The 23,603-nt window shown below is 40.6% G+C and carries 24 protein-coding genes; 21 read left to right on the forward strand and 3 right to left on the reverse strand.

Translation table 11 applies throughout. From position 1 onward, the window contains the following. Positions 1-10 precede the first annotated feature (10 nt). From CVT00_RS00880 to ccoG, 3 genes are all read right to left on the reverse strand, one after another. A complete protein-coding gene (locus CVT00_RS00880; protein WP_107915088.1) occupies positions 11-1,168 on the reverse strand; it encodes an efflux RND transporter periplasmic adaptor subunit in 1,158 nt (385 codons plus the stop codon). A 107-nt stretch (positions 1,169-1,275) separates the two neighbouring features. Further along, entirely contained in the window at positions 1,276-1,902 is a 627-nt protein-coding gene (locus CVT00_RS00885) for a TetR/AcrR family transcriptional regulator (protein WP_107915090.1), read from the reverse strand. A gap of 30 nt (positions 1,903-1,932) precedes the next feature. After that, positions 1,933-3,258, reverse strand: coding sequence for a cytochrome c oxidase accessory protein CcoG (ccoG, locus tag CVT00_RS00890; protein WP_107915092.1), 1,326 nt, complete (start codon positions 3,256-3,258; stop codon positions 1,933-1,935). Between the two features lie 105 nt (positions 3,259-3,363). Here ccoG and CVT00_RS00895 point away from each other — a divergent pair, with 105 nt between their 5' ends. From CVT00_RS00895 to nuoH, 21 genes are all read left to right on the forward strand, one after another. Beyond that, complete coding sequence (locus CVT00_RS00895) at positions 3,364-4,839, forward strand: FAD-dependent oxidoreductase (RefSeq protein WP_107915093.1); 1,476 nt, start codon at positions 3,364-3,366, stop codon at positions 4,837-4,839. Positions 4,840-4,897: 58 nt separating this feature from the next. Continuing rightward, the gene (rpsU, locus tag CVT00_RS00900) at positions 4,898-5,110 is read left to right on the forward strand and encodes a 30S ribosomal protein S21 (RefSeq protein ID WP_009294994.1); all 213 of its coding nucleotides are present in this window, start codon (positions 4,898-4,900) and stop codon (positions 5,108-5,110) included. Positions 5,111-5,213: 103 nt separating this feature from the next. Continuing rightward, the gene (locus CVT00_RS00905) at positions 5,214-5,846 is read left to right on the forward strand and encodes a hypothetical protein (RefSeq protein ID WP_012001111.1); all 633 of its coding nucleotides are present in this window, start codon (positions 5,214-5,216) and stop codon (positions 5,844-5,846) included. Continuing rightward, entirely contained in the window at positions 5,843-6,460 is a 618-nt protein-coding gene (locus CVT00_RS00910) for a UPF0323 family lipoprotein (RefSeq protein WP_103607312.1), read from the forward strand. The genes CVT00_RS00905 and CVT00_RS00910 overlap by 4 nt, the downstream gene beginning before the upstream one ends. 81 nt (positions 6,461-6,541) lie before the next feature. Next, on the forward strand, positions 6,542-7,165 hold the full coding sequence (locus CVT00_RS00915; protein ID WP_107915095.1) for a UPF0323 family lipoprotein: 624 nt from the start codon (positions 6,542-6,544) through the stop codon (positions 7,163-7,165). A gap of 2 nt (positions 7,166-7,167) precedes the next feature. Continuing rightward, a complete protein-coding gene (locus CVT00_RS00920; RefSeq protein WP_107915097.1) occupies positions 7,168-8,349 on the forward strand; it encodes a glutathionylspermidine synthase family protein in 1,182 nt (393 codons plus the stop codon). 2 nt (positions 8,350-8,351) lie between these two features. Continuing rightward, complete coding sequence (locus CVT00_RS00925) at positions 8,352-9,281, forward strand: D-2-hydroxyacid dehydrogenase (protein WP_107915099.1); 930 nt, start codon at positions 8,352-8,354, stop codon at positions 9,279-9,281. Between the two features lie 3 nt (positions 9,282-9,284). Further along, positions 9,285-9,782, forward strand: coding sequence for a YajQ family cyclic di-GMP-binding protein (locus tag CVT00_RS00930; RefSeq protein WP_107791248.1), 498 nt, complete (start codon positions 9,285-9,287; stop codon positions 9,780-9,782). 273 nt (positions 9,783-10,055) lie between these two features. Next, complete coding sequence (locus CVT00_RS00935) at positions 10,056-10,847, forward strand: YegJ family protein (protein ID WP_103635685.1); 792 nt, start codon at positions 10,056-10,058, stop codon at positions 10,845-10,847. Between the two features lie 157 nt (positions 10,848-11,004). Beyond that, entirely contained in the window at positions 11,005-11,667 is a 663-nt protein-coding gene (locus tag CVT00_RS00940) for a hypothetical protein (protein WP_103635686.1), read from the forward strand. Positions 11,668-11,890: 223 nt separating this feature from the next. Next, positions 11,891-13,207, forward strand: coding sequence for a hypothetical protein (locus tag CVT00_RS00945; RefSeq protein WP_107915101.1), 1,317 nt, complete (start codon positions 11,891-11,893; stop codon positions 13,205-13,207). 190 nt (positions 13,208-13,397) lie between these two features. Then, positions 13,398-14,762 carry a coproporphyrinogen III oxidase family protein gene (locus tag CVT00_RS00950; protein WP_103635688.1) on the forward strand — a complete coding sequence of 455 codons (1,365 nt, stop codon included), beginning with the start codon at positions 13,398-13,400 and terminating at the stop codon, positions 14,760-14,762. Continuing rightward, positions 14,762-16,399 carry a cyclic peptide export ABC transporter gene (locus CVT00_RS00955; RefSeq protein WP_103635689.1) on the forward strand — a complete coding sequence of 546 codons (1,638 nt, stop codon included), beginning with the start codon at positions 14,762-14,764 and terminating at the stop codon, positions 16,397-16,399. Before CVT00_RS00950 ends, CVT00_RS00955 begins: the two co-directional genes overlap by 1 nt. A 106-nt stretch (positions 16,400-16,505) precedes the next feature. Further along, entirely contained in the window at positions 16,506-16,895 is a 390-nt protein-coding gene (locus CVT00_RS00960; protein ID WP_012001119.1) for an NAD(P)H-quinone oxidoreductase subunit 3, read from the forward strand. After that, positions 16,877-17,389, forward strand: coding sequence for a NuoB/complex I 20 kDa subunit family protein (locus tag CVT00_RS00965; protein ID WP_012001120.1), 513 nt, complete (start codon positions 16,877-16,879; stop codon positions 17,387-17,389). Before CVT00_RS00960 ends, CVT00_RS00965 begins: the two co-directional genes overlap by 19 nt. Further along, complete coding sequence (locus tag CVT00_RS00970; RefSeq protein WP_103558224.1) at positions 17,386-18,150, forward strand: NADH-quinone oxidoreductase subunit C; 765 nt, start codon at positions 17,386-17,388, stop codon at positions 18,148-18,150. The genes CVT00_RS00965 and CVT00_RS00970 overlap by 4 nt, the downstream gene beginning before the upstream one ends. Further along, complete coding sequence (nuoD, locus tag CVT00_RS00975; protein ID WP_103558223.1) at positions 18,147-19,376, forward strand: NADH dehydrogenase (quinone) subunit D; 1,230 nt, start codon at positions 18,147-18,149, stop codon at positions 19,374-19,376. Before CVT00_RS00970 ends, nuoD begins: the two co-directional genes overlap by 4 nt. Next, positions 19,373-19,603 (forward strand): NADH-ubiquinone oxidoreductase subunit E family protein, encoded by a 231-nt coding sequence (locus CVT00_RS00980; protein ID WP_021086350.1) that lies wholly within the window; start codon positions 19,373-19,375, stop codon positions 19,601-19,603. The genes nuoD and CVT00_RS00980 overlap by 4 nt, the downstream gene beginning before the upstream one ends. Further along, positions 19,600-20,310 (forward strand): hypothetical protein, encoded by a 711-nt coding sequence (locus CVT00_RS00985; RefSeq protein ID WP_103558222.1) that lies wholly within the window; start codon positions 19,600-19,602, stop codon positions 20,308-20,310. The genes CVT00_RS00980 and CVT00_RS00985 overlap by 4 nt, the downstream gene beginning before the upstream one ends. Next, complete coding sequence (locus CVT00_RS00990; protein WP_107915103.1) at positions 20,307-22,607, forward strand: NADH-quinone oxidoreductase subunit G; 2,301 nt, start codon at positions 20,307-20,309, stop codon at positions 22,605-22,607. Before CVT00_RS00985 ends, CVT00_RS00990 begins: the two co-directional genes overlap by 4 nt. Next, the gene (gene nuoH / locus CVT00_RS00995; protein ID WP_107915105.1) at positions 22,600-23,595 is read left to right on the forward strand and encodes an NADH-quinone oxidoreductase subunit NuoH; all 996 of its coding nucleotides are present in this window, start codon (positions 22,600-22,602) and stop codon (positions 23,593-23,595) included. Before CVT00_RS00990 ends, nuoH begins: the two co-directional genes overlap by 8 nt. The last annotated feature ends 8 nt before the right edge of the window (positions 23,596-23,603 follow it).

The following is a 23,603-nucleotide window of genomic DNA, read 5'->3' on the forward strand; positions in this document are numbered from 1 at the left end:
CTATCTGCCTTTACTTGCTACTTGTAGCATTTGCATCTTTGTTTAAGAAATTTGCGCTTAGGTCTTTATCAGTTTCTACTGGTGCGCCAACTCCGATTTTAAGGAAGTTATTAACTATTATCTTATCGCCCTCTTCAAGACCCTCAGTCACTACGACCATATCTTTTGTTTGGTAGCTAGTTTTTACATTTTTTTGACCTACTTTGCCATCTTTCACGACCAAAACATAAGTGTTTGTAGCGCTTTGTTGAAGGGCAACTTGTGGGATGTTAAAGGCATTTTTTTGCACAAATCCACTCATCTTTATATGACCAAACGCACCTGGCAAAATTTTACCCTCGCTGTTATCAAAACTAGCCTTTGCCAAAACGCTGCCAGTCGCGGTATTTACGACGTTATCTATAAATATCACTTTGCCAGTGAAATTTTCATTGTTTAAATTTAAGACAGCCTCGCTATTTAGTTGCTGCCAAGCGCCACTATCTAAATTTGTTTTTCTGCTTAGATTATCCACGTCTGCGATGTAAAAGTCAGCCTCGATCGGATTTATTTTTGTTAGTCTTACAAGCTGAGTTTGGCTTGCTACTACAAGTGAGCCAACATCTACTTTATTATCGCCAACAACGCCGTCAAATGGAGCCGTGATAGTTGTATAGCCAAGATCGATCTTGGCATTTTTTAAAGTTGCTTTTGCGCTTACTAAAGTTGCATTTGCGATGTCATAAGCTGCAACGGCTGCGTCGTAGTCTTTTTGAGAGACTGCATTTTTCTTATAAAGGGCAGAAATTCTTTTAAACTCAGTCTGCGCATTTTTTAAATTTGCATTTGCCACGCCAACAGCTGCGTCAAGCGAGTCAAAGCTAGCCTCGTATTTTTCTGGATCTATGAGAAATAACTTCTCTCCAGTCTTTACCTTATCGCCTGGCTTAAAAAACTGCTTTATGATCGTGCCGCCAACCTTTGGATAGATGATGACATCTTGGTTGCTAGTAACTGTGGCTGTATAGTCAAAACTAATAGGCACATCTGCTTTTTGTGCAACGAAAATATCAACGTGAGATGGTGGCATTTGACGGCCTGCAGCAGCCTTTTTGTCACCACTTTCAAAGCAGCCAGAAAAGAAAAAAACGGCAGCCGAAAGCACAAGAAAACTTTTAAATTTCAACATAAAAACCTCTCTTAATTTTAAAATTTAATCCCAAGTTTAGTTTTGTAATCTTAATTACAAAATTTTAAATGCCATGAATATAACCAAAAATAAATTAAAAGTCAATTTTATCTTTTAACAATCCCATTTAAAAATAGCTCAACACACAAGGCAACGTGCTCTTCACGCTCTTTTTTGCTTAGTTTTGGCTCCTCGTCTAATATGAGGGCGTTGTAGTAATGTGACCCCTTTACATTTTCTATAAAGCATTTTGCAGCAAATTTGGCTGGAAATTTTGGATTAAGCTGGGCTTTTATCTCATCTCTTTCAAAGAAATTTATAAGCACAAGGTCGATCCTATTTAAAATTTGATCCAAAAATACCCTGCCAAGCTTGCCACCATTTTTAGAGCTCTCGCTTATCATAGTCCTGCTAAGCAAGACGCTTTTTTTGGTGCAGACGATGGAGAAGATGATGGTTGCAAATTTGGTTAAAAACTCCTCCAAGCTATGAGAAATTTTAAGATCTATCCTCTCATCGACCTCTTTTATAAGCGCATCTATCTCTTGCTCGATGATCGCTTGAAAAAGCCCCTCCTTGCTCTCAAAAAAAGTGTAAATACTAGCAAGCGAGCCGCCACTTATCGCCACGATATCGCTAAGGCTTGTCTTTTCGTAGCCATTTTTTAAAAATAGCTCAAGCGCTGTTTTTACGATGAGTTCGTATCGTTTTTTGCCTTTTTCTGAGATCGCCATTTCACTTCCCACTAAATTTTTGCCATTTTATCATCTTTTAGGATAGATAAAGGTGCTAGCCCTTTGCACGCTGATAGTTGGCTCGTCAGTGGCGTAAGCTCTTATATTTATATGTTTTAAAAGATCTTTTTCGCTCGTGTTTTCATTTTTTGATTTTAGCGTGACGATGACCTTTTGCTTTGCGCCAGCTTTTAGCGTGATCGGCTTGCTTGGGCGAGAAATTTCTATACTTTTATCATCTATCTCAAAGAAAAATGTATGCTCTTTATTTTGGGTATTTTGTACCAAAAAGACGTATGAGTTTTCGACTTCACCTTGCCCTAAAACCTTGTAAAGCTCGCTGGTTCTATTTATATTTAAAAGCATGCTCTCTTTTTTGCCGCTCATCAGCGCTGCAGCTACTAAAGTAGCGCACAAAATGACTAGATAGGCAACCGTTCTAAATCTAAAAATTTTCACCTTTTTATTTTCATTTTGAGAATTTATACTTCTCCACTCGATGAGTGAGCTCTCGTTAAAATGTCCCATCACTTTAGCGCACGCATCGCTACATTCAAGGCAGTTTATGCACTCAAGCTGCATGCCTTTTCTTATATCTATATGTGTTGGGCATATCCTCACACAGGCTTCGCAGCCAGTGCAAAGTGCGCCATCTTCTTTTGGCTTTTTAAATTTCTCCCGGCCCTCATATATGACGCCGCCTCGTTTTTGATTATAAATAACTTGTATCGTGTCGCTATCAAACATAACTGACTGCACCCTCGCATACGGGCAGACATAGACGCAGAAATTCTCTTTTAAAATGACCACATCATAGACTAGCCAAGCTGCTATACCAAGCCAAAATGCAAGTAAAATTTTATGCTCCGCGGGGTCACTTATATAGGCTAAAAACTCAAATGGCGGCACAAAAAACCACATGAAATTTGCAGCTATGATAAGAGCCAAAACAGACCAAATTCCAACTGCTATTGCACGTTTTAAAATTTGACCTTGTGGCTCATTTTGTTTGTTTTGGATATTTTTTCTGATCTTTAAAATTTTAGTTTGCAAAAGGTCACGAAAGAGCGTTCTAAAAATGGTCTGCGGACAGCTCCAACCGCACCAAACTCGCCCTGCAAGCGTCGTTAGGAAAAATATGCTTAAAAACAAAGTGATAAACAAAAATGGCATCAAATATAGCTCTTGCATATCAAATTTTGTAAAAAATAGATCGACCCTGCTCTTATCAAAGCTCAGCAAAAATAGCTGCGCGTCGTTTATCCTAATAAATGGCAAAATAAATACAAATAACGTGATACAGGCGAAAAAAATGTAACGCCTCTTGGCGTAGCTAAAGTGAATGTCCTTTGACATGGTGAGCCTTTTTTTATTTTTTGTGATTATACATTAAAACCGCTTTAAACCCATTTTTGCCCCTTTTCTAAGGTATATTTTTACAAATTTATTAAAGGAGTGTGTATGATTTCTAGGCGAAAATTTATAAAGACAAGTTTAGCAGCCACAACACTAGCTGCTTTAAATTTAGAGGCGTCAGCGAATGAGCCAAAATGGGATAAGGAATTTGACGTACTTATCGTTGGTAGCGGACTTAGCGCAAATGTAGCTGGCATAGTTTTGGCTGAGGCTGGGCTAAAGGTAGCGCTGATTGAAAAAATGTCAAGACTTGGCGGTAACTCGGTCATTTCGCAACTTGACTTTGCCTGCGTTGGATCAGACGAGCAGATAGATGCTGGCATAAAAGACTCCATAGAACTTTTTGTCAAAGATCTAAACAAGGCTGGCAAGGGCTTTAACGACGTCGCACAATCTTTACGTATAGCTGAGAATTCGAAACGATCGTATGAATTTGTAAAGGCAAGAGGTGTTAAATTTGCTAGCAAACTAAAACATCTTGGCGGACATAGCGTAGCTAGAAGCTTAGAGACAGAGGGCGGTGGTGGAGCCTTTGTTCAGACTTTAAATTCGCACTTTGAAAGTAAAGGCGGGACAAGTCTTAAGCGCGTAAAGGCTGATGAGATTATATTTGACGAAAGTGGCAAGGTAGCAGGCTTAAAGGTGAGAGAAGAGTATAAATTTGATAAGAGCTTGGCTGATGATGACATGCAAAATACAACAGGTGATAGCAAATTTTACAAAGCAAATAAAGCTGTCATCTTTGCAAGCGGTGGATATTCGGCAGATAAGGAATTTAAAGCCGCTCAAAATCCAAGACTAGCCCTTGCTAAAACACCTTCAAGCCCAGGCGCAACAGCTGGAGCGCTAAAAACCATGCTAGCAGCTGGAGCAACGCCTATACAGCTAAGTCTTGGCAGGTACTCTTTTGGTATCCCAACAGAAGACCTAGTCTTTTCAATGATAGTTGATGGTAAAAACTCAAAAAGATTTATGAATGAAGATGGCGACAGGCAGGGCTTGTCAGATAAAATTTTAGAAAATATGCAAGATAACAGCTCAGATAAATTTGCAGTGATAATCTTTGATGAGGTTGGTTTTGGAAGTAGCCACGATCCAAAAAGGCTAAACAAATTTGTAGAAGATGGAAAGATGAAGAAATTTCAAAATTTAGATGAGTTGGCAAAGGAATTTGGGCTAAATTTAGAGGTTTTAAACAGCGAGATCAAGCGATATAATGAAAATATAGAGAAAAAAGACGATAGTGACTTTAAAAAGGACCTTAGCAAGGTAAATCCTATCTTGAAAGCTCCGTTTTACGGCATGCTAGCGGCTCCTGGCATAAGCTACACGCCAGGTGGAGTAAGGGTTAGTTTAAATTTTGAAGTGCTAGGCTTAAAAGATAATATGCCTATTAAAAATTTATATGCCATAGGCGAAGCAACAGGCGGAATTCACGGCTATGCAAGGCTAACAAGCTGCTCTACACCAGACTGCATTAGTTCTGGTTTGATAGCTGCTGAGCATATTTTGAAAGCTTAAATTTATGAAAGTTAAACTATACTCACGGCTTATTTTAATCTGAAAGGTGGTGAGGACGTTGCCTGGTATTAAGGTACATCCTAACGAGTCATTTGACGAGGGTTACAGAAAGTTTAAAAAACAAACTGACCGTAACTTAGTCGTAACTGAAGCAAGAGCTAGACGCTTCTTTGAGCCTAAAACTGAGATCCGCAAGAAACAAAAAATTGCAGCTCGCAAGAAAATGCTTAAACGTCTTTATATGCTTAGACGCTACGAGTCAAGACTCTAAAACCAAGACAAAGGGAGCTTTGCTCTCTTTGTTTAACTCTTCTTTTAGCCTTATTTTTTTATAATCAAAGCAATTTTTTTATTTTATTTTAAACGGAAATCCGATGCAAAAGCTAGCTGTAAATGAAGCTGCAGAAATTTTAGGCATAACAAAAGAAGCAGTCTATAATAGAATCCGCCGAGGCTCGTTGAAAACGCTCATTGAAAATGGCACAAAATTTGTCATCCTTGACGAGGAACCAAGTAGCGAAAAACCCGCAAAAACCGCTTCAAAAAGCACAAAAACTAAATCCCAAAACGACGAGTTTGTAAGTTATTTGCTAAATGAGCTAAATGAGCTTAAGAGCTTAAATTTAAATTTGCAAGCCGATAAAGATAGGCTTTTTAAAGAAAAAGAGCAGATGCTCATCGAGCGCAAAAATGAAATTTTGCAAATTTACAAGGATAGAGACGAGAAGCTCATGCAGTTTCTAAACGCCATGCAAAGGCCTCTTTTAGCACCTAAAAATGAAAGTGCCACAAGCGAAGTGGCGATAGATGCGCAGATAGAAGACGAGTCAAAATGGATAAATTTAAGCGAATATCTAAAGGAGTTAAATTTAAAACCAAAAGCGACAAAAAAGATCAGTGAAAAGATAATAAAAGCGATACATCACTCCAAATTTATCAAATTTAAACGCGGCGTGATACTTGTTAGAAGACATAAAAATTTAAAAGAGTTGATAGGAGAGATATGAAACACATCAAAAAAATAGCAACTTATGCTGCGGTTGGGGGATTTGGTGCCATTATCATGGCTGGACTTGCTGGTTGTGGGAGCGACGATGGCGGCAATGAAAACGCACTAAACGAAGTTGCGCAAAAAAACGGCGCCTTTGTAATCATCGAAGAGAGCGCACCTGGCGTTTATAAAATTTTAGAAGAGTATCCAAGCACTGAAACGAGGGTCGTTTTAAAAGATATAAACGGCACAGAGCGCGTGCTAAGTAAAGATGAGATCGATAAGCTTCTAGCGCAAGCAAACGCAAAGATCGACAATAACACTTCAAATTTGACAAGAACTAGCGACGCACAGCTAAGTAGCGGCGGGCTAAGCCTTGGCGAGACGATCCTTGCCTCAGCAGCTGGCGCGATACTTGGTAGCTGGATAGGCAGTAAGCTCTTTGGCAACCAAAATTTCCAAGCAAATCGCCAAAGCACATATAAAAATCCAAGTGCCTATACAAGAAGTGTGGATAGTTTTAACAAGCAAAAAGCGGCAAATTCTGCTGCAAGAAGTAGTGGTGGCAAGAGTGGATTTTTCGGTGGTGGCTCAAAGTCAGGCTCTAGCTCATCAAGCTTTGGAGGCTGAAAATGATAAATTTAAAAAAGATAGAACCATTAAACAACGAATTTATGGAAAAAATCGGCTTTGCATGGCATATAAAGAGATATGAAACACATTAAAAAGATAGCAACTTATGCTGCGGTTGGAGGATTTGGTGCCATTATCATGGCTGGACTTGCTGGTTGCGGAAGCGACGATGGCGGCAATGAAAACGCACTAAACGAAGTTGCGCAAAAAAACGGCGCCTTTGTCATCATCGAAGAGAGCGCGCCTGGCGTTTATAAAATTTTAGAAGAGTATCCAAGCACTGAAACTAGGGTCGTTTTAAAAGATATAAACGGCACCGAGCGCGTGCTAGGCTATGACGAGATAGAAGATCTACTAACTCGTGAAAGTGATACAGAAGATAGCAATACGTTAAATTCAACAAAAGAGAGCGACGCACAGCTAAGTAGCGGTGGTCTAAGCCTTGGCGAGACGATACTATCCTCAGCAGCCGGCGCGATACTTGGTAGTTGGATAGGCAGTAAGCTTATTGGTAACTTAACCTATCAAGCAGTTCGTCAAGCAAGTAGTTATGCTCATCAGAGCGTTTATTCAAGAAGTTCTGAAAGTTATAGCAAGAGTAAGAGAAGGTATAGAACCTCAAGCGATAGCTCAACTAAAAGCAGTGGCAGAAGCGGGTTCTTTAGTGGTGGCAAAAAATCACATTTACACTTTGGAGGATAAAAATGATAAATTTAAAAAAGATAGAACCATTAAACAACGAATTTATGGAGAAAATAGGCTTTGCATGGCATACAGATAACGACAACAGCTCGTATATCGCAGATGAGATCGTGCAAGTAAGCGAAAAAGAGGCAAATGCCTACTACGAGGCGGCAAACGAGCTATATGATATGTATGTAAATGCCGCTCAACACGTGATCGACAACAACCTTTTTCACGAGATAGGCATACCATTTAACCTTGTTGATATCATAAAAAATAGCTGGGAAAATGACGTTCATTGGCACCTTTATGGCAGGTTTGACCTGGCGGGCGGGCTTGATGGTAAGCCTATAAAGCTCATTGAGTTTAACGCCGACACGCCAACGGCAGTTTTTGAGACGGCGATCATCCAGTGGGCGATGCTAAAGCTAAATCACATGGACGAAGCGGCCCAGTTTAACGACCTTTACGAGTCGCTAAAGCAAAATTTCAAACGCCTTATCACGCTTGGCGACGAGGATGCTGACTTTGACGAGCTTTACGAGGGCTGGGGGATACTCTTTAGCAGCATCGCTGGCAGTATCGAGGACGAGCAGACCGTAAAACTACTGCAATACATCGCAAAAGAGGCTGGCTTTGAAACAGACTTTGCCTACGTTGATGAGGTCGTTTTTAACGATGATGAGGGCATTTTTAAAGGCGATGCAAATTTCGAGTACTGGTTTAAGCTTGTCCCTTGGGAGAGCATAGCGATCGATGAGGGCGAGCTGGCTCTGATACTTTCAAACATCATCAAAAACCAAAAAGCTATCATCATAAATCCAGCCTACACGCTACTTTTCCAAAGCAAAGGAATTTTAAAAATCCTTTGGGATCTATATCCTAATCACCCGCTCTTGCTTGAGACCTCAAATGAGCCACTAAAAGGCAAAAAATATGTGAAAAAGCCAGTATTTGGCAGAGAAGGTGCAAACGTCTCGATATACGATGAAAACGGCGCACAAATAGCAAGCAATGACGGCGAATACGACTCAAACAAAGCCATCTATCAAGAATTTTACGAGTTTAACCAAGATGAGAGAGGCGAGAGCTACCAAGCTGGCGTATTTTACGCTTATGAAGCGTGCGCGCTTGGATATAGAAAGGGCGGTAAAATTTTAGATAACTACTCTAAATTTGTAGGACATTTCATTAAGGACTAAGGATGAAGATCGTTTGTTTAGACGCGGCCACGCTTGGCGAAAACGTTGATCTTAGTGTTTTTAAGAAATTTGGCGAGTTTATTAGCTACCAAAAAACCAAAAGCGATGAGGTCGTGCCACGTCTAAAGGGCGTTGATATCGTCATCACAAACAAGGTCGTCATCGATAAAGCCGTGATGGATGCGCTAAATTTAAAGCTTATCTGCATAAGTGCAACTGGCATGAATAACGTAGATCTTGAGCATGCAAAAGCTAAAAATATAGCTGTGAAAAACGTCGCTGGCTACTCTACTGCAAGCGTCGTGCAGCACACATTTGCCTTGCTTTTTGAGCTAACAAACCGCATCAAATTTTATGATGAGTACGTAAAAAACGGCGAGTGGGTGAAGAGTGAAATTTTCACCTATCTTGGCGCAGATATCAGCGAGATCGCTGGCAAAGAATTTGGCATCATCGGACTTGGCGAGATAGGACGCGGCGTGGCAGCAGCAGCACGTGCATTTGGTGCAAAGGTAAGCTACTACTCGACAAGTGGAGCAAATAACAATAGTGAATTTAAGCAAAAAAGCTTAGACGAGCTACTAAGAAGCAGCGACATCATCAGCATCCACGCACCACTAAATGAAAAAACTAGAAATTTACTGGGTACAAACGAGATAAATTTGCTAAAAGATGATGCGATAGTGCTAAATTTAGGACGTGGCGGCATAGTTGATGAAGCTGCGATGGCAAGGGCGATAGATGAGAGAAATCTGCGTTTTGGCACCGACGTTTTAGAAAGTGAGCCAATGAGCGAAAATAGCCCATTTTTAAATGTAAAAAACAAAGAAAATTTATTAATCACGCCGCACGTAGCATGGGGCAGTTTGGAGGCTAGAAAACGGCTGATCTCACTCATAGTTAAAAATATAGATGAATTTATAAAAGGATAGAAAATGGCAACTGAACACAGCTTTGATATAAGCGCTGAAGTCGATATGATGGAGGTTAAAAACGCTCTTGAGACGGCTAAAAAAGAGATCGCAGCAAGGTATGATTTTAAGGGGCTTGCGGCTGAGGTAGAGCTAAATGAAAAAGAGAAATTTATCACGCTTCTTAGCTCAAGCGACAATAAGATCGACGCGCTAAAAGACATCGTGATCTCAAAGCTCATCAAGCGTAACATCCCGCCAGTTGCTATCACAGAGACAAAAAGAGAGCCAGCTAGTGGCGGAAATTTAAAAGCGACGCTAAAGTTAAACGACACGCTTGATAGTGAAAACTCAAAAAAGATCACCAAAGCGATCAAAGACTCAAAGATCAAGGTGAGCGCGCAGATCAGGGGCGAAGAGATCAGGGTGACAAGCAAAAGCATAGACGATCTGCAGGAGTGTATAAAGCTCGTTAGGGGGTTAAATCTAGAGCTCCCAATAAGCTTTAAAAACCTAAAATAATGGCTTCTCGCGAGTGCCTTTAAATGAGCTAGAAAAATTCTCGCTTCGCAGGCTATATACCTAGCGCACGCTTAGTTTTTCGTCGCAACATTTAAATCCGTCTCACGATATTTTTGTTTAAATTTGGTAAGTTGGTAGGCTAAATTTTTGAAATCGCCTCGCCTAGTTTTGCGAAATAGCCACTAAATTTTTCATTTAAAAATTTAGATATTTAGCCTAAATTTGGCAGTTTTTGCAAATTTGCACTTAAATTTATTTCACTAAGGATAAAAAATGAGTTTTTTTAAGAAAATTTTTGGCAAGCAAATCGATCTTGGCGAGCAGATGCCGATCTATTTTGTAAGTAGCGACGAAGACTACATGCAGCGTGCATTTGAGCAGGCTCGTGAGAGCTTTAGATATTTTTGGCGTGAGCTTTACTGGGAGCGCCGCAGGATCGTGCCCGGGCTTGACTATGCGATGGTAAAAATTTGCTTTCTTGACACAATAAACGGCGAAGAGGTGGGCGAGCACATGTGGATAAACGACGTGGAATTTGACGGCGAAACGATATATGGCACGCTCGTAAATGAGCCAGACACCGTGCAAAACGTAAAAGTTGGCGACCAAATAAGCGCGAAGATAGGTGAGATGAGCGACTGGCTTTTTGCCATTGGTGGGCGCGCATACGGCGGATTTAGCGTGCAGGCGATGCGATCACGCATGCAAAAAGATGAGCTAGCCGAGCATGACGCAGCTTGGGGGCTTGACTTTGGCGATTATAACGACATTTTGGTAGTTTTCGAGCAAAAAGAGCACCCAGAAAATTTGATCGAGCATCCGATGAGTAAAAATATGACCGAGCAGTTTGAAAACTATGCAAAAGAACACCCAAGCGTTGCCACAGACGCCGATGAGTTTGGATATACGCAGCTTCACCACGAGGCGATCGCTGGAAATTTAAACCTTGTAAATCTCTTGCTAAAATACGGTGCTGATAAAAATGCTCGCACAAAAAGTGGCAAAACAGCGGCTGACTTTGCCGATCAAATGGGCTGGAGCGAAATCGCAAAGGTGCTTGCATAGTTAAAATAGAAAGAGGAAAAATTTGAGCTACCTGAATTATCAAAATATTTATGTAGTATAATCTGATATAAAAATCAATATCGGAGACGAAAAAGTGTTTTACTTAAAAGTTTTATTTTTTGGCACATATAGATATTTTATTTCATTGGGCGTTTTTATGACTATTTTATTGCAAATAAGATACCAGTCAGAAAATCCAAAGTATGCTTTTATGTCGGATACCAACTTAATAGCTTCTTTAAAAAATGGATATGTAACTGAAAATATTTCTAAGTATTATTTTTTCTCTGGTATGTGTATAGCAGTGTTATTCTTTTTGCTGTCAGCTGTCGCTTATCGTTTTCGTAAAATGGACTATAGCCCAAAGACACAACCTGAAAAATATGTATCAGAGGAGGCAAAAAACTCTTTGGGTGTTTTGTTTGTTTATATGTTTTTAATAGTTTTGGTTTATATATTTTCAATGCCAAGAAAGTATGATCCTATCTTAATTGATCAAACATTTGTATTTCTGGTAGCACAATTTAGTTTAGGATTCTTTTTGGTACAAACAACTTGCAAAAAGGCAATCAAACATAGTCTTACCAATATAGATAGTACATTTTGTTGTATTTGTTTCTTCGGAATACTTTTCTTGAATTCATATGATAATGTTACCTATGATCCAATATTGAGCTATTTCCTTGTATTCTCTGGCACCATTATATTTCTAATAAGAAATTGTTATTTCATATATCTCATAAAAAATAAAAAAATAATGTTTACAGATGAAATTGATACTATAAATAAATTTTTTGGTAGCTATGAAATAAAAAAATAAAATTAGTGTTCTAATTATTTTCAAAGATTTTTAGCAAGTAAGTTAGCAAAAATATGGTAGTAACATAGTATGTTGGAAAGTATCCAGATAATGTTATAAAACTTCACAACATCAAAGCTCTTTCAACACTAGGAAAGTTTTATTACCTAGAGACAAAAGACAAAGTAAGGTTTGAGCTTGACGCAAGTAAAATCATCTCAAGAGAGAAACAAGAAAGGTAAATTTGAGTTATCAAGACATTTTAGATGAAAAAGATGAGAGCGTTAAAAACGCTAAGAAATTTGTAAATTTTATAAAGGCAAATTTTTCAAACTATGAGATAAGAAGCAGCAAACAAGCGCGTTTGATCGCTCTTTTAAACGAAGAAAACGACCTTTTTGACAGGCTAAATAGGACAAATTACGCTGAAATTTCAAAGGAGTTAAAGGAGCTAAAAGAGCGAATTTGCTTCGTGATCTTAGATATAAAAGATGAGATCACAAAGGATTTTGAAGACAAAAACTATGAAATTTATAAAGGTGCAGCAAATAGTGACGAGGAGCGCCTTGAAAAGATAAAAAATGAGCTGCTTTTAAACTCATTTTTTGAGAGCCATCTTGGTGAGCACTCGGCAAATTTAAAGGCAAATTTCATAAAAGAGTGCGCTACAAATTTCTTCAAGCACTCAAATTTCATCGTCCCAGTTGTCAGCATGCTTTGCTACTTTTTATATTTTGGCTTTGAGATCGGTTACTTTCCGAGCTTAGATAGCTCAGAGATGATATTTACAGGCATCTTGCTATTTTGTGCGACAGCGATCGTAACGGCTTTTGAGATCGCTATCTTGGTCTTTGTCTCCTACCTTTATCAAAATGATGATAAAAAATATAAATTTAAAAAGCCAAAATTTCTATTTTTTTATAGTTCAAATTTCATCTATTTTTTAACGCTCATCTCATTTGCCATTTTAGCCTTTGCGGCATTCAAGCTAAACTACGGCTGGAGTGCCATTTTATCGCTACTTTTGCTCTCTTATGCTGGGGTAAATTTGGCAGTTTTCTTTAAAGATAGATCAAATTTCATCCTCTATCTTTTGTCATTTCTCATGTCTTTGCTCTTTATCATTTCGGTTGTCGTCTTAAAAGATGGCGGATTTTTGGCACTTTGGATACTCTTTTGCTCGTTTATGCTCTCTTTTATGCTGGGTGTTGCAAGCATCAAAGAGACAAAGGATTTTTCATTTGTTTTTTACGCTGCGCTTTCGCTTATGATCGTTTCAAACTCGCTTTTGTTTATCAAATACACAGCAAAAACCTTTAACATAGGCGATGTGGATTATAAATTTTTACTTGTAGATAAAAGTGTGTTAAAAGCGCTACCTAGCTCACTTTGCGGGGCAAAAGACAAAGAGCAAACGCCTTGCGAGATAGATGAAAAGGCGGTTAAAATTTATGACGTGAAGTCGATTTGCAATATCGGTAAATTTTACTACTTGCAGACAAAAGACGGAGTGAAATTTGAGCTTGACTCAAGCAAGGTTATCTCAAGGGTAAAAGAGTAAGTAGGCTAAGCTTAAATTTATAGAGCAAAAGCGAGCTAGATATGTAAAAATCGCAGGTTTGTAAAAATAGAAAATTTAAAAAATGATTGCATTTTTTACTCAAAATTTACGTTAATGCAAGGCTAAATTTATTAAAATTTGGCTATCCTAATGTACTAAATTAAAATTAACTTATTTAAGGCGATTAATTATGATTTTTAAAAATATCATTGAGAGTTTTGCTGTAAATTACGCTCATAATTCTATACAAAAATCGCTATATAACGAATTTAACATAGACATTTTAAACACGACTTACACCAAAACTCCAAAAAAAGACAAAAAATATATGCTCTACGCTCACGTGCCATTTTGTCACACATTTTGCCCGTATTGCTCGTTTCACAAGTACCACTACGAGCAGGAGCTTGCAAAAATTTACTTTGAAAATTTACGCGAGGAGATGAGGCAGATAAAAGAGGCTGGCTTTGACTTTGACTCGCTTTATGTGGGTGGTGGCACGACGCTTATAAACGAGCCAGAGCTTGAAAAAACGCTAAAACTCGCAAAAGATCTCTTTAGCATAGAGGACATCTCAGCAGAGAGCGACCCAAATCACATTTCGCCAGAGAGTCTAGGCCGTTTTGATGGGCTCATCAACCGCTTAAGCGTTGGCGTGCAAAGCTTTGATGATGAGACGCTAAAAAGAGTTGGCAGATACGAGAAATTTGGCTCAGCTAAAGAGACAAAAAGAAAGCTTGAGCAGGCTATCGGCAAGATACCAGTCATCAGCCTAGATCTCATCTTTAACCTGCCAAATCAAACAAAAGAGCAGCTAATAAACGACATAAATACTGCAAAATCGATCTCTCCGCAGCAAATCACCTTCTATCCGCTAATGAAATCAGAGCTAACAAGAGAGAACATCGCTCGCGCACTTGGCGTCTCAAACGTCGATAATGAACGCGAATTTTACGAGATCATCGTGAGCGAATTTGCCAAGGGTGGCTACAGGCAAAGCAACGCTTGGGCATTTTCAAATGAAAAAAGTGCAGACCTTCGCGACGAATATGTAGGCTCAAATTTAGAGTACGTGGGTGTTGGTAGTGGCGCATTTAGCTTCTTAAACGGCGAGCTTGTGATAAATGCCTTTAACCTACTTGACTACGGCAGAAAGGTCAAAGAAAGACAAAGCCCAGTCATCGCAAAATGCGCATTTAGCAAAAAAGAGAGATTAAAATATACATTTTTAACAAGGCTTTTTGACGGTGCTGTTGATATCAAAACCTACAACGAACAAAACAACGCAAACATCAACAAAGACCTATTTGTCGAGCTTAGCTTGTTAAAACTTGTAAATGCGATCTACGAAGAAAATGGTGTTATCAAGCCAACATTTTTTGGAAAATACATCTGCGTCGTGCTCATGCGCGACTTCTACGCTGGCATGGACAAGGTGCGCGCGATATTTAAGGATGACGCGAAGATCAAACGCAGCAAGGTGCTTCACATCATGAGTGAAAATACCGAGCAAAAATTTGATCAAAACATCATCCAGCCACGTGCTGCCATGTAATGCTTGCGAATTTAATAAAAAGCAATCTTTTTTCAATAATCAAAATAGTGATCCTGACGCTTGCCTTTAGCGGGCTTGGCGTCTGGACGCTCTCTTTTATCAACAATGAACTTGTAAATTTAAAAGAATTTGACGCCTTTGTGGCGGTTAAATTTATAGCTGTTTTGCTTCTATTTTTTCTAAGCGCCATCGCTGCAAACATCTCGCTTACAAATTTTGGACATAAATTTATCTACGAGCTTAGATATCAAAGCGTAAAGCAAATTTTAGACACGCCAAATAGCGTGATAAACGAGATCGGCAAGGCAAAGATCATAGCTAGTCTAAACAACGACATAAAAACGATCACATTTGCCTTTATGAGCGCTACTGGCTTCATACAAAGCCTAGTTTTTATCGTTTGTGCGAGCTTTTATCTAGCTTACATCGCGCCAAAAGTTTTTATATTTCTAGCCGTTTGGATCGGTGCGACACTTTTTATAAACACGCTTTTTATGAAGAAAATTCACTTCTATTTTAAAGACTCAAGGACGCAAGATGATGCGCTGCAAAAGCACTATGACGACATCGTTGAGGGGCATAGAGAGCTTAGTTTAAATAGAGCAAGGGCGCAAGTTTGCTTTGATGAGCTAAATTTTACAGGCGATAAGAAGCGTCAAAGCATGGTAAAAGCTGACGTATTTCACGCGCTAAGTGATAATTTCACAAATGTAATGCTCCTTGGCTCAGTCGGACTTTGTGTATTTTTATGCGTGGCATTTGGCTGGGCGAGCGTGCAAACAGCACTAAGCATAAGCCTAACGATACTATTTTTAAGAGGCTCATTTATGAGTATGGTTGGTTCCATACCAGCCGCACTTAGCGCAAAGGTGAGTTTAGAGAAGATCATGAGTTTAAATTTAAATGAATTTAAAGAAGGCTTTAAATTTGACGATAGCCTAAGCGATGAGTGGCAAAGTATCAGGCTAAAGGATCTGAATTTCAACTACGACCACGGCAAATTTAGCCTAAATGATGTAAATTTAGAGATCAAACGCGGCGAGATAACATTTATCATCGGTAAAAATGGCAGCGGTAAAAGCACGCTTATAAATATTCTTTGCGGACTTATCCGCCCAAGTAGCGGCGAAATTTACCTTGATAGCACAAAGATAGATGATGCAAATTTACAAAGCTACCAAGCAAAAATAAGCGCTATTTTTGCTGATTTTTATCTATTTTCGCAAACACTCTGTCGTGATGGCTTTGCCAGCCAAAGCGATATAGAGGGGCTCTTGGCTCTGCTTGAGATAGATAAAAAGGTAAGTGTCGTCGTTGATAATAAGCTTAGCACCACGCAGCTCTCAACCGGTCAGAGAAAGCGCCTAAGCCTGCTAATAGCCATATTAGAGCGCCGCTCTATCCTTATCCTTGATGAGTGGGCGGCCGATCAAGACCCATTATTCAAGCGTAAATTTTATAAAGAAATTTTGCCGTTTTTGCAAAGCAAAGGCATAAGCGTCATCGCCGTAAGCCACGATGATAGCTACTTTGACGTGGCAACTAGGATCATTTTAGTAAAAGATGGTTTTGTGCGTGAGCTTGATGAGGCGGAGCGCATAAGTGCCGCAAAAGACGCCGTGGAAAAGATAAAATAAGAGTATTTTTTACACAAAAAGAGATTTACATCGCTACTCTTGAGCTATTTCAAGGTCAAATAAATTTAAATTTAGTAGAATTTTGAAAAATTAAAAAAGGTGAAGTATGTCACACTCAGAGCTTGACAGCACATATCTTGGCGCTTTTATCATACTTTTGTTAGCTACTTGTTCATTTAGTCTGATAACATTTTTATCTTCAAAGATAAGCAAAAAGCTAGCCAACCGCAACACTGAGCGTTTAAAAGTTGGCTTTTACGAGTGCGGACCGACAACCGTAAAACAGCCAAATAAGATAAATATCCACTACTTTTTTTATGGAATTTTATTTATTTTATTTGACGTTGAGGTCATTTTTATGTATCCGTGGGCGGTGGATTTTAGGCTGCTTGGGCTATTTGGGCTCATCGAGATGCTACTTTTTGTGGCGATCTTACTCATCGGCTTTGCCTACGCTTGGCAAAAAGGAGTCTTTAAATGGCAAAGCATCAGATAAACTACGCTGCAAATGGCGGTCTGCCAGTAGTTTTAACAACCGTTGATAAGCTCGTGCAGTGGGGTAGGAGTAACTCGCTTTGGGCGCTTAGCTACGGGCTTGCATGCTGTGCGATCGAGATGATGGCAAGTGGCGCTAGCAGATATGATTTTGATAGATTTGGCACCATTTTTCGCGCTAGTCCAAGGCACTCTGAGGTGATGATCATAGCTGGCACGCTAACTAAAAAGCACGCTGAATTTACAAGGCGGCTTTACGACCAGATGCCTGAGCCAAAGTGGGTCATCTCGATGGGTAGCTGCGCAAACACTGGCGGCATGTTTAACACCTACTCAACCGTTCAAGGCGTAGACCGCATAATACCCGTCGATATCTATATCCCAGGCTGTGCCCCGCGCCCAGAGACGCTTCAGTACGCACTTATGATGCTTCAAAAAAAGATAAGAAAACAGAGCGCATTTAGGGCGCAAAAACCAAGAAAGCTTGAAATATGAGAGAGTATAAGCCAAAAAACGACCTGCAAAAAAAGCAGTATTACAGCGAGAAATTTTATATCGCCAAGCAGACGCCAAAAGAAGTGGCAAGTGGTTCTAAATTTGATGAAGAGCTAGCTATTTTAGAGCAAAGCGGAGTGCAAATTTTATCTAGCTATGTGGAGTTTGACCAACTTGTTCTCTACGTAAATTCTAGTGAAAATTTTAAAGCGCTTGAAACGTTAAAAAACTTTGGCTACGAGCAGCTTTGTGAGCTTGCGGCGGTTGATTATATAGCGCAAAAAGGTGGATATGAGGTATTTTATCAGCTTCTAAGTGTTAGTAAAAATAGGCGCACACGCGTAAAGTGCTTTGTCAAAAAGGACGAAATGCTAAAAAGCGTCTGTGAGCTTTATAAAAGCGCAAACTGGGCAGAGCGTGAGATGTATGATCTAAGCGGCGTTTTAATCAAAGATCATCCAAATTTAAAGCGTCTTATAATGCCTGATGACTGGCACTCGCACCCGCTTTTAAAGAGCTATCCACTAGTTGGCGACGAGGCTGCTAAATGGTACGAGGTGGATAAAATTTTTGGGCGTGAGTTTAGAGAGCAGATCGGCGAAGAGAACCGCGACCCAGCCTTTGTGAACGAGAAAGATACCTTTGGCTTTTCAAGAGTGTTTGACGAAAATGAAGAGTACGAGTATCAAGAAGAAGGCGGCGTGAGATTTGTCAAAAAGGCTAAATTTAACCAAAGCCAGATAGTAAAGGAAAGACCTTGAGCCAGGCACCAAACCGCTTAAAACCATTTTTTGAAAATTTAGAATTTGAGCAAAATGACGGCAAGATGATACTAAATTTTGGCCCACAACACCCAAGTGCTCATGGCCAGCTAAAGCTTGTGCTTGAGCTTGACGGAGAAAAGGTTGTGCGCGCTATGCCAGAGGTTGGCTTTATGCACCGAGGCGTTGAAAAGATGGCTGAAAATATGACCTATCAGGAATTTATCCCAGTGACTGACAGGGTCGATTACATCGCCTCAAGTGCGAATAACTACGCATTTTGCGCGGCTGTGGAGAAGCTTTGCGCCATAGAAGTGCCTCGCCGTGCGCAGATCATTAGAGTGATGCTTTTGGAGCTAAACCGCATCAGCTCGCACCTTTTATTTTTAGCTACGCACGCCCTTGATGTAGGGGCAATGAGCGTCTTTTTATACGCATTTAGAGAGCGCGAATACATCCTTGATCTCATAGAAAAATACTGCGGCGCAAGGCTAACTCATAGCTCCATAAGGATCGGTGGCGTGCCACTTGATCTGCCTGATGGCTGGTGCGAGGAGCTACTTAAATTTTGCGAGAAATTTCCAAGCGACATCACGCTTTACGAAGATCTGCTAAGTGAAAATAGAATTTGGCAAGCAAGGCTAATAGATGTGGGCGTAGTTAGCAAGGAGCTAGCCCTTAGTAGCGGCTGCTCTGGCGTCATGCTAAGAGCAAGTGGCATCGCGCGCGACATCAGAAAAGAAGAGCCATATCTCATCTATGACGAGCTAGAATTTGACGTGCCTTACGCCACCAAGGGCGACTGCTACGCGAGATATCTGCTTTATATGAAAGAGATGCGCGAGTGCGTGAAAATTTTAAAGCAGTGCGTTAGCAAGTATCATACAAGTAGCCCTGCCATCATCGCCGACGTGCCAGAGTATGTGAGTGCTTCAAAAGAGCAGATAATGAGCCAAAACTACTCTTTGATGCAGCATTTTGTGCTGATAACTCAGGGGCTAAAGCCACCAAAGGGCGAAATTTACTTTGCTAGTGAGTCGCCAAAGGGTGAGCTTGGAATTTATATAAACTCAGACGGCAGCGCAAGCCCGTATCGCCTAAAAATTCGCACGCCAAGCTTTTGGCACTGCGCTATTTATGAAGATATGCTAGTTGGGCAGTATGTGGCAGATGTGGCCGCGATAATTGGCAGCACAAATATCATCTTAGGCGAGGTTGATAGATGAGAAGAGTCGATCTTAGGCATCTAAAGGGCGAGTTTTTGAGCGCTCTTGGGCAGCAGATAAAGGCTAGCGAGCCAGACGAAGTTGTGATATTTTTGTTTGAGATAGGTGATTACAGCGGTGTAGAGAAGGCCGTAAATTTGGCTTATAACCTAAACTGCGAGGTGATGAACTCGCTTAAATTTAACCAAGTTGATTGGGCATTAACGATAAAAAAGGGCAAGATATGAAATTTAATGATCTAATAGCAGGCAAGAGCCTAAGTATCGCAAATTTACTAAGTTTGAGCGACAAAAATTTAGCAAAAAAGATAAAAGAGCACGAGTTTAAATACATCTCATGCTTCGAAGATAACGAGCTTGGTGGCGAAAATTTGATCCGCTGCGAGATAGGATCGATAAGCTACGTCTTAGCGCTTCTTTGCAAGTATGCAAATTTGGCGCAAAATGACTTTTTTGACGAGCTTGATGATGGGCTGATAAGTGGCGAGTGCAACGTGGGCGAAGAGGAGTTTGAAGAGCTTGGTGAGTGGATAAAGGACGTTAAAAACGTGATCATTGATGACTCCTTTTTTACTCATCCAGATAAAGATGCGATCTTTTGGCTTCTTGAAATTTTAGGTAAAAATGTCGTCTTAGCAGGCGGCGAAGTGAGAGAATTTGCAGTAGGCGGCGAAGTTGGCGAACTAAGAGAGCTTGATAATTTTGACGGAGCGGTCGTCTATCTAAACAAAAACGCAAGCGATGAGATCGTGGGCGGCGTGCAGTTTGGCATCGTGGCAAAGGCAAAGGATGGCGAAACATTAAATTTAAAGGCAAAAGACTTTAATGTGAGCGCTAAATTTAGGCTTGATCGAGCGCTAAAAGGCACGGTTGCCCTGCTTGGCGCAAAAAATTTTGATGGATATGCATTTAAACAAGTAGTAGTTAGCAAATGAAAATCACCATAAACGATCAAATTTTAGAGGCAAACGAGGGCGAGAGCATCCTAAATATCGCAAGGGCAAATGGCATCTACATCCCTGCGCTTTGCTACCTTAGCGGCTGTTCGCCAACGCTTGCTTGCAGGCTTTGCATGGTCGAAGCAAACGGCAAAGTGGTCTATAGCTGCAATGCCAAAGCCAAAGAGGATATGCAAATTTACACAAATACGCCAGAGATCGCTGCTGAGCGAAATGCGATCATGCAGACCTACTGCGTCAATCACCCCCTTCAATGCGGTGTTTGTGATAAAAGCGGCGAGTGTGAATTGCAAAATTTAACGGCGCATCTGCGTATAAATGAGCAAAGTTTTGCCATAGAGGACACGCATAAACCGCACAAAAAATGGGGGCTCATAAACTACGACCCAGCCCTTTGCGTGGTTTGCGAGAGGTGCGTGACGGTTTGCAAAGATAAGATCGGCGAGAGCGCGCTAAAAACGGTGCCAAGGGGCGTTGAAGTGCCAAAAGAGCTAAAAGAGAGCATGCCTAAAGATGCCTATGCCGTCTTTAGCAAGATGCAAAAGAGCCTAATTGGCCCAAGTGCGGGCGAAAATTTGGACTGCTCATTTTGTGGCGAGTGCATCAGCGTCTGCCCTGTTGGAGCGCTTGTTAGCTCAAATTTTCAGTATAGCTCAAATGTCTGGGAGCTAAGCCGCGTCCCAGCGGCAAATCCGCACCAAAGCGACTGCGAGCTCATTTTTTATGACATAAAAGAAAAAAGCACTAGCGATAGAAGCAAGCAAATTTACCGCGTTAGCAACGATTTTCACTTTGGCGAGATAAGTGGTGCAGCAAGGTTTGGCTACGACTTTCACAACGAAAAAGCGCGTAAAAATGAGGTGAAATTTAATGAGCTAGTCTTAAATTTTAAAAACGGCAACATAAAAAATATAAAATTTAATAGCTTCATAACAAACGAAGAGGCACTTATTTTGGAGCGCTTGAGAGAGAAATTTGATCTAAATTTACTAAACGATGAGGCTTTTAAATTTCAAAATTTCTTAAATATTTTTAGCGAATTTAGCGGCCTTAGCTCGTATAACGCAGACTATGAGAGCCTAAAAAATAGCGACTTTATCATCTCTGCTGGTAGCTTCTTGCGCCATGAGAGCCCAGTAACTAGCTATAAGCTAAACAATGCCCTTAAGATGAATAAAGCGGCTGGAATTTACTTTCATCACATCGCTGATGAGGTTGTGAAGAAATTTTCAAAGAATTTCGCCTGTGTGAGTTATGAGGCTGGCAAATTGGAGCAAATTTTACTCTTTGTGCTTAAAAACTGGGGCGTAAATTTACCAGCAGTACTTCAGGCAAGAGTTGAAAAATTTGATGAAAACTTTGGCTTAGAAGTAGCCACTTTGAGCGAGGGCAAGGCTAAATTTACGCTCATTTTGGGTAGTGACTTTTACGCTCATGAAAATGCAAATTTACTTGCAGCCCTTGCTGGAGTGATCGCAAGAACTACACCCTTTCATGTGATGCTCATACCACCTAGAACTAACTCGCTTGGCGTGGCTAAAATTTGCACGCTTTCACGCGAGAAAAAGCCCGGCAAGACGCTAGGATATAACGAAATGGGCGAGTTTAAATTTAGCATTTTTGAGGGTGATCTTGACGCTGGTGCGCTAAATCAGCAAGAGGGCACACTTACAAGCATAAATAACGAAGTGGTGCCGACAAATGCGGCTTTGACACATGGTGGCTACTTCTTAAACGACATCGCAAACGCACTTGGGCTGGTGGCTAAAAACACGATTGATTACACAGCGCAGCTACCAAAAGAGAAGGGCTACAGGGGCGTTAAATTTGATGATTTAGAAAATTTTTACGCAAACGACGGCACAAGTCACAGAGGCTACAGGCTTGAAATCTCAAATTTCACGCCAAAAGAGGACATAGAGCCACTTTTTAAAGAGAAAAATGAGCTAAATTTAAAAGATGACGAAGCGCTAATAAGCCTTGCAAATCCTATAAATTTGCCATCGTTTTTTGCAAACTATGCCAGCGGGACTGCTAAACGCGCGAAACTTTACGCAAGTAGCGAGTTTATGGCTAAATTTGAAATTTCACAAAACGAAGCGATCATTTTAGAAAAAAATGGGCAAAAGCTTGCCATTTGCGTGGAGCTTGATAGTGAGCTAGGAGGCGTGGCAGCCTATCTTGGCGACTACGATGATAAGCTTGATGTAGGCGCCATTTTTGAGGGCAAGAGTTTTGCTAGCGTAAAAATAATAAAGGCAGAGAATGAGTGAAATGCTATTTTTTGTGATAACAACTATTGTTAAAGCAGTCGTCATCTTGGCCGTCATGGCTAGCCTCGCAGGGCTTGCGACCTACGCTGAAAGAAAGGTGCTTGCATACATGCAGCGCCGCGTGGGACCTGATATGGTGGGGCCTGCTGGCGTGCTGCAGATCGTGGCTGACATGATAAAGCTCTTTACAAAAGAGGATATCGTGCCTGCAAATGCAAATAAATTTATCTTTCTAATAGCGCCTTTAATCTCTGCTATCGCAGCATTTGCAGCGCTTGCGCCTGTGCCATTTTTGCCTGAGTTTGAGGTTTTTGGGCATACGATTAGACCGATACTTGCAGATATAAACGTGGGCATTTTATATATCGCTGGCGTGGCAGCAGTTTGCGTCTTTTCGCCACTTGCAGCAGGTCTTGCAAGCTACAATAAATTTGCACTAATCAGCGCTGCTCGCGCAGTCGTGGCGCTTCTTAGCTTCGAAGTGGTCGCTGGCATGGCACTTTTAAGCGTTGTCATGGTGACTAGCTCGCTCTCGCTAGTTGATATAAACAACTATCAAAAAGGCATATTTAACTGGCTCATCTTCAAGCAGCCACTTGCCTTTGTGCTTTTTGTAATGGCAAGCTTTGTGGAGTGCAACAGAACGCCGTTTTGCCTAACAGAAAACGAGACCGAGATCGTAGCAGGCTACGGCACCGAGTATAGCGGCATGAGATGGGCGATGTTTTTTATCGGCGAATACACCAACATGATCGCAGCAAGCATCATCATCACGCTTCTATTTTTAGGCGGTTTTAACGAGTTTTTATTTATCCCTGGTGCTTTGATGATCATCTTAAAATCAAGCCTAGTCTTTTTCTTTTTCCTTTGGACGAGGGCGTCGTGGCCACATCTAAGGGTCGATCAGCTTAGTATGCTTTGCTGGAAAATTTTACTTCCGCTTGGCATCTTAAATGTCGTAATCACCGGCTTTGCACTACTTATCTAAGGCGTAAA

Origin of the sequence: Campylobacter concisus, from assembly GCF_003048675.2 — a bacterium.
GTDB classification, from domain to species: Bacteria; Campylobacterota; Campylobacteria; order Campylobacterales; family Campylobacteraceae; genus Campylobacter_A; species Campylobacter_A concisus_F.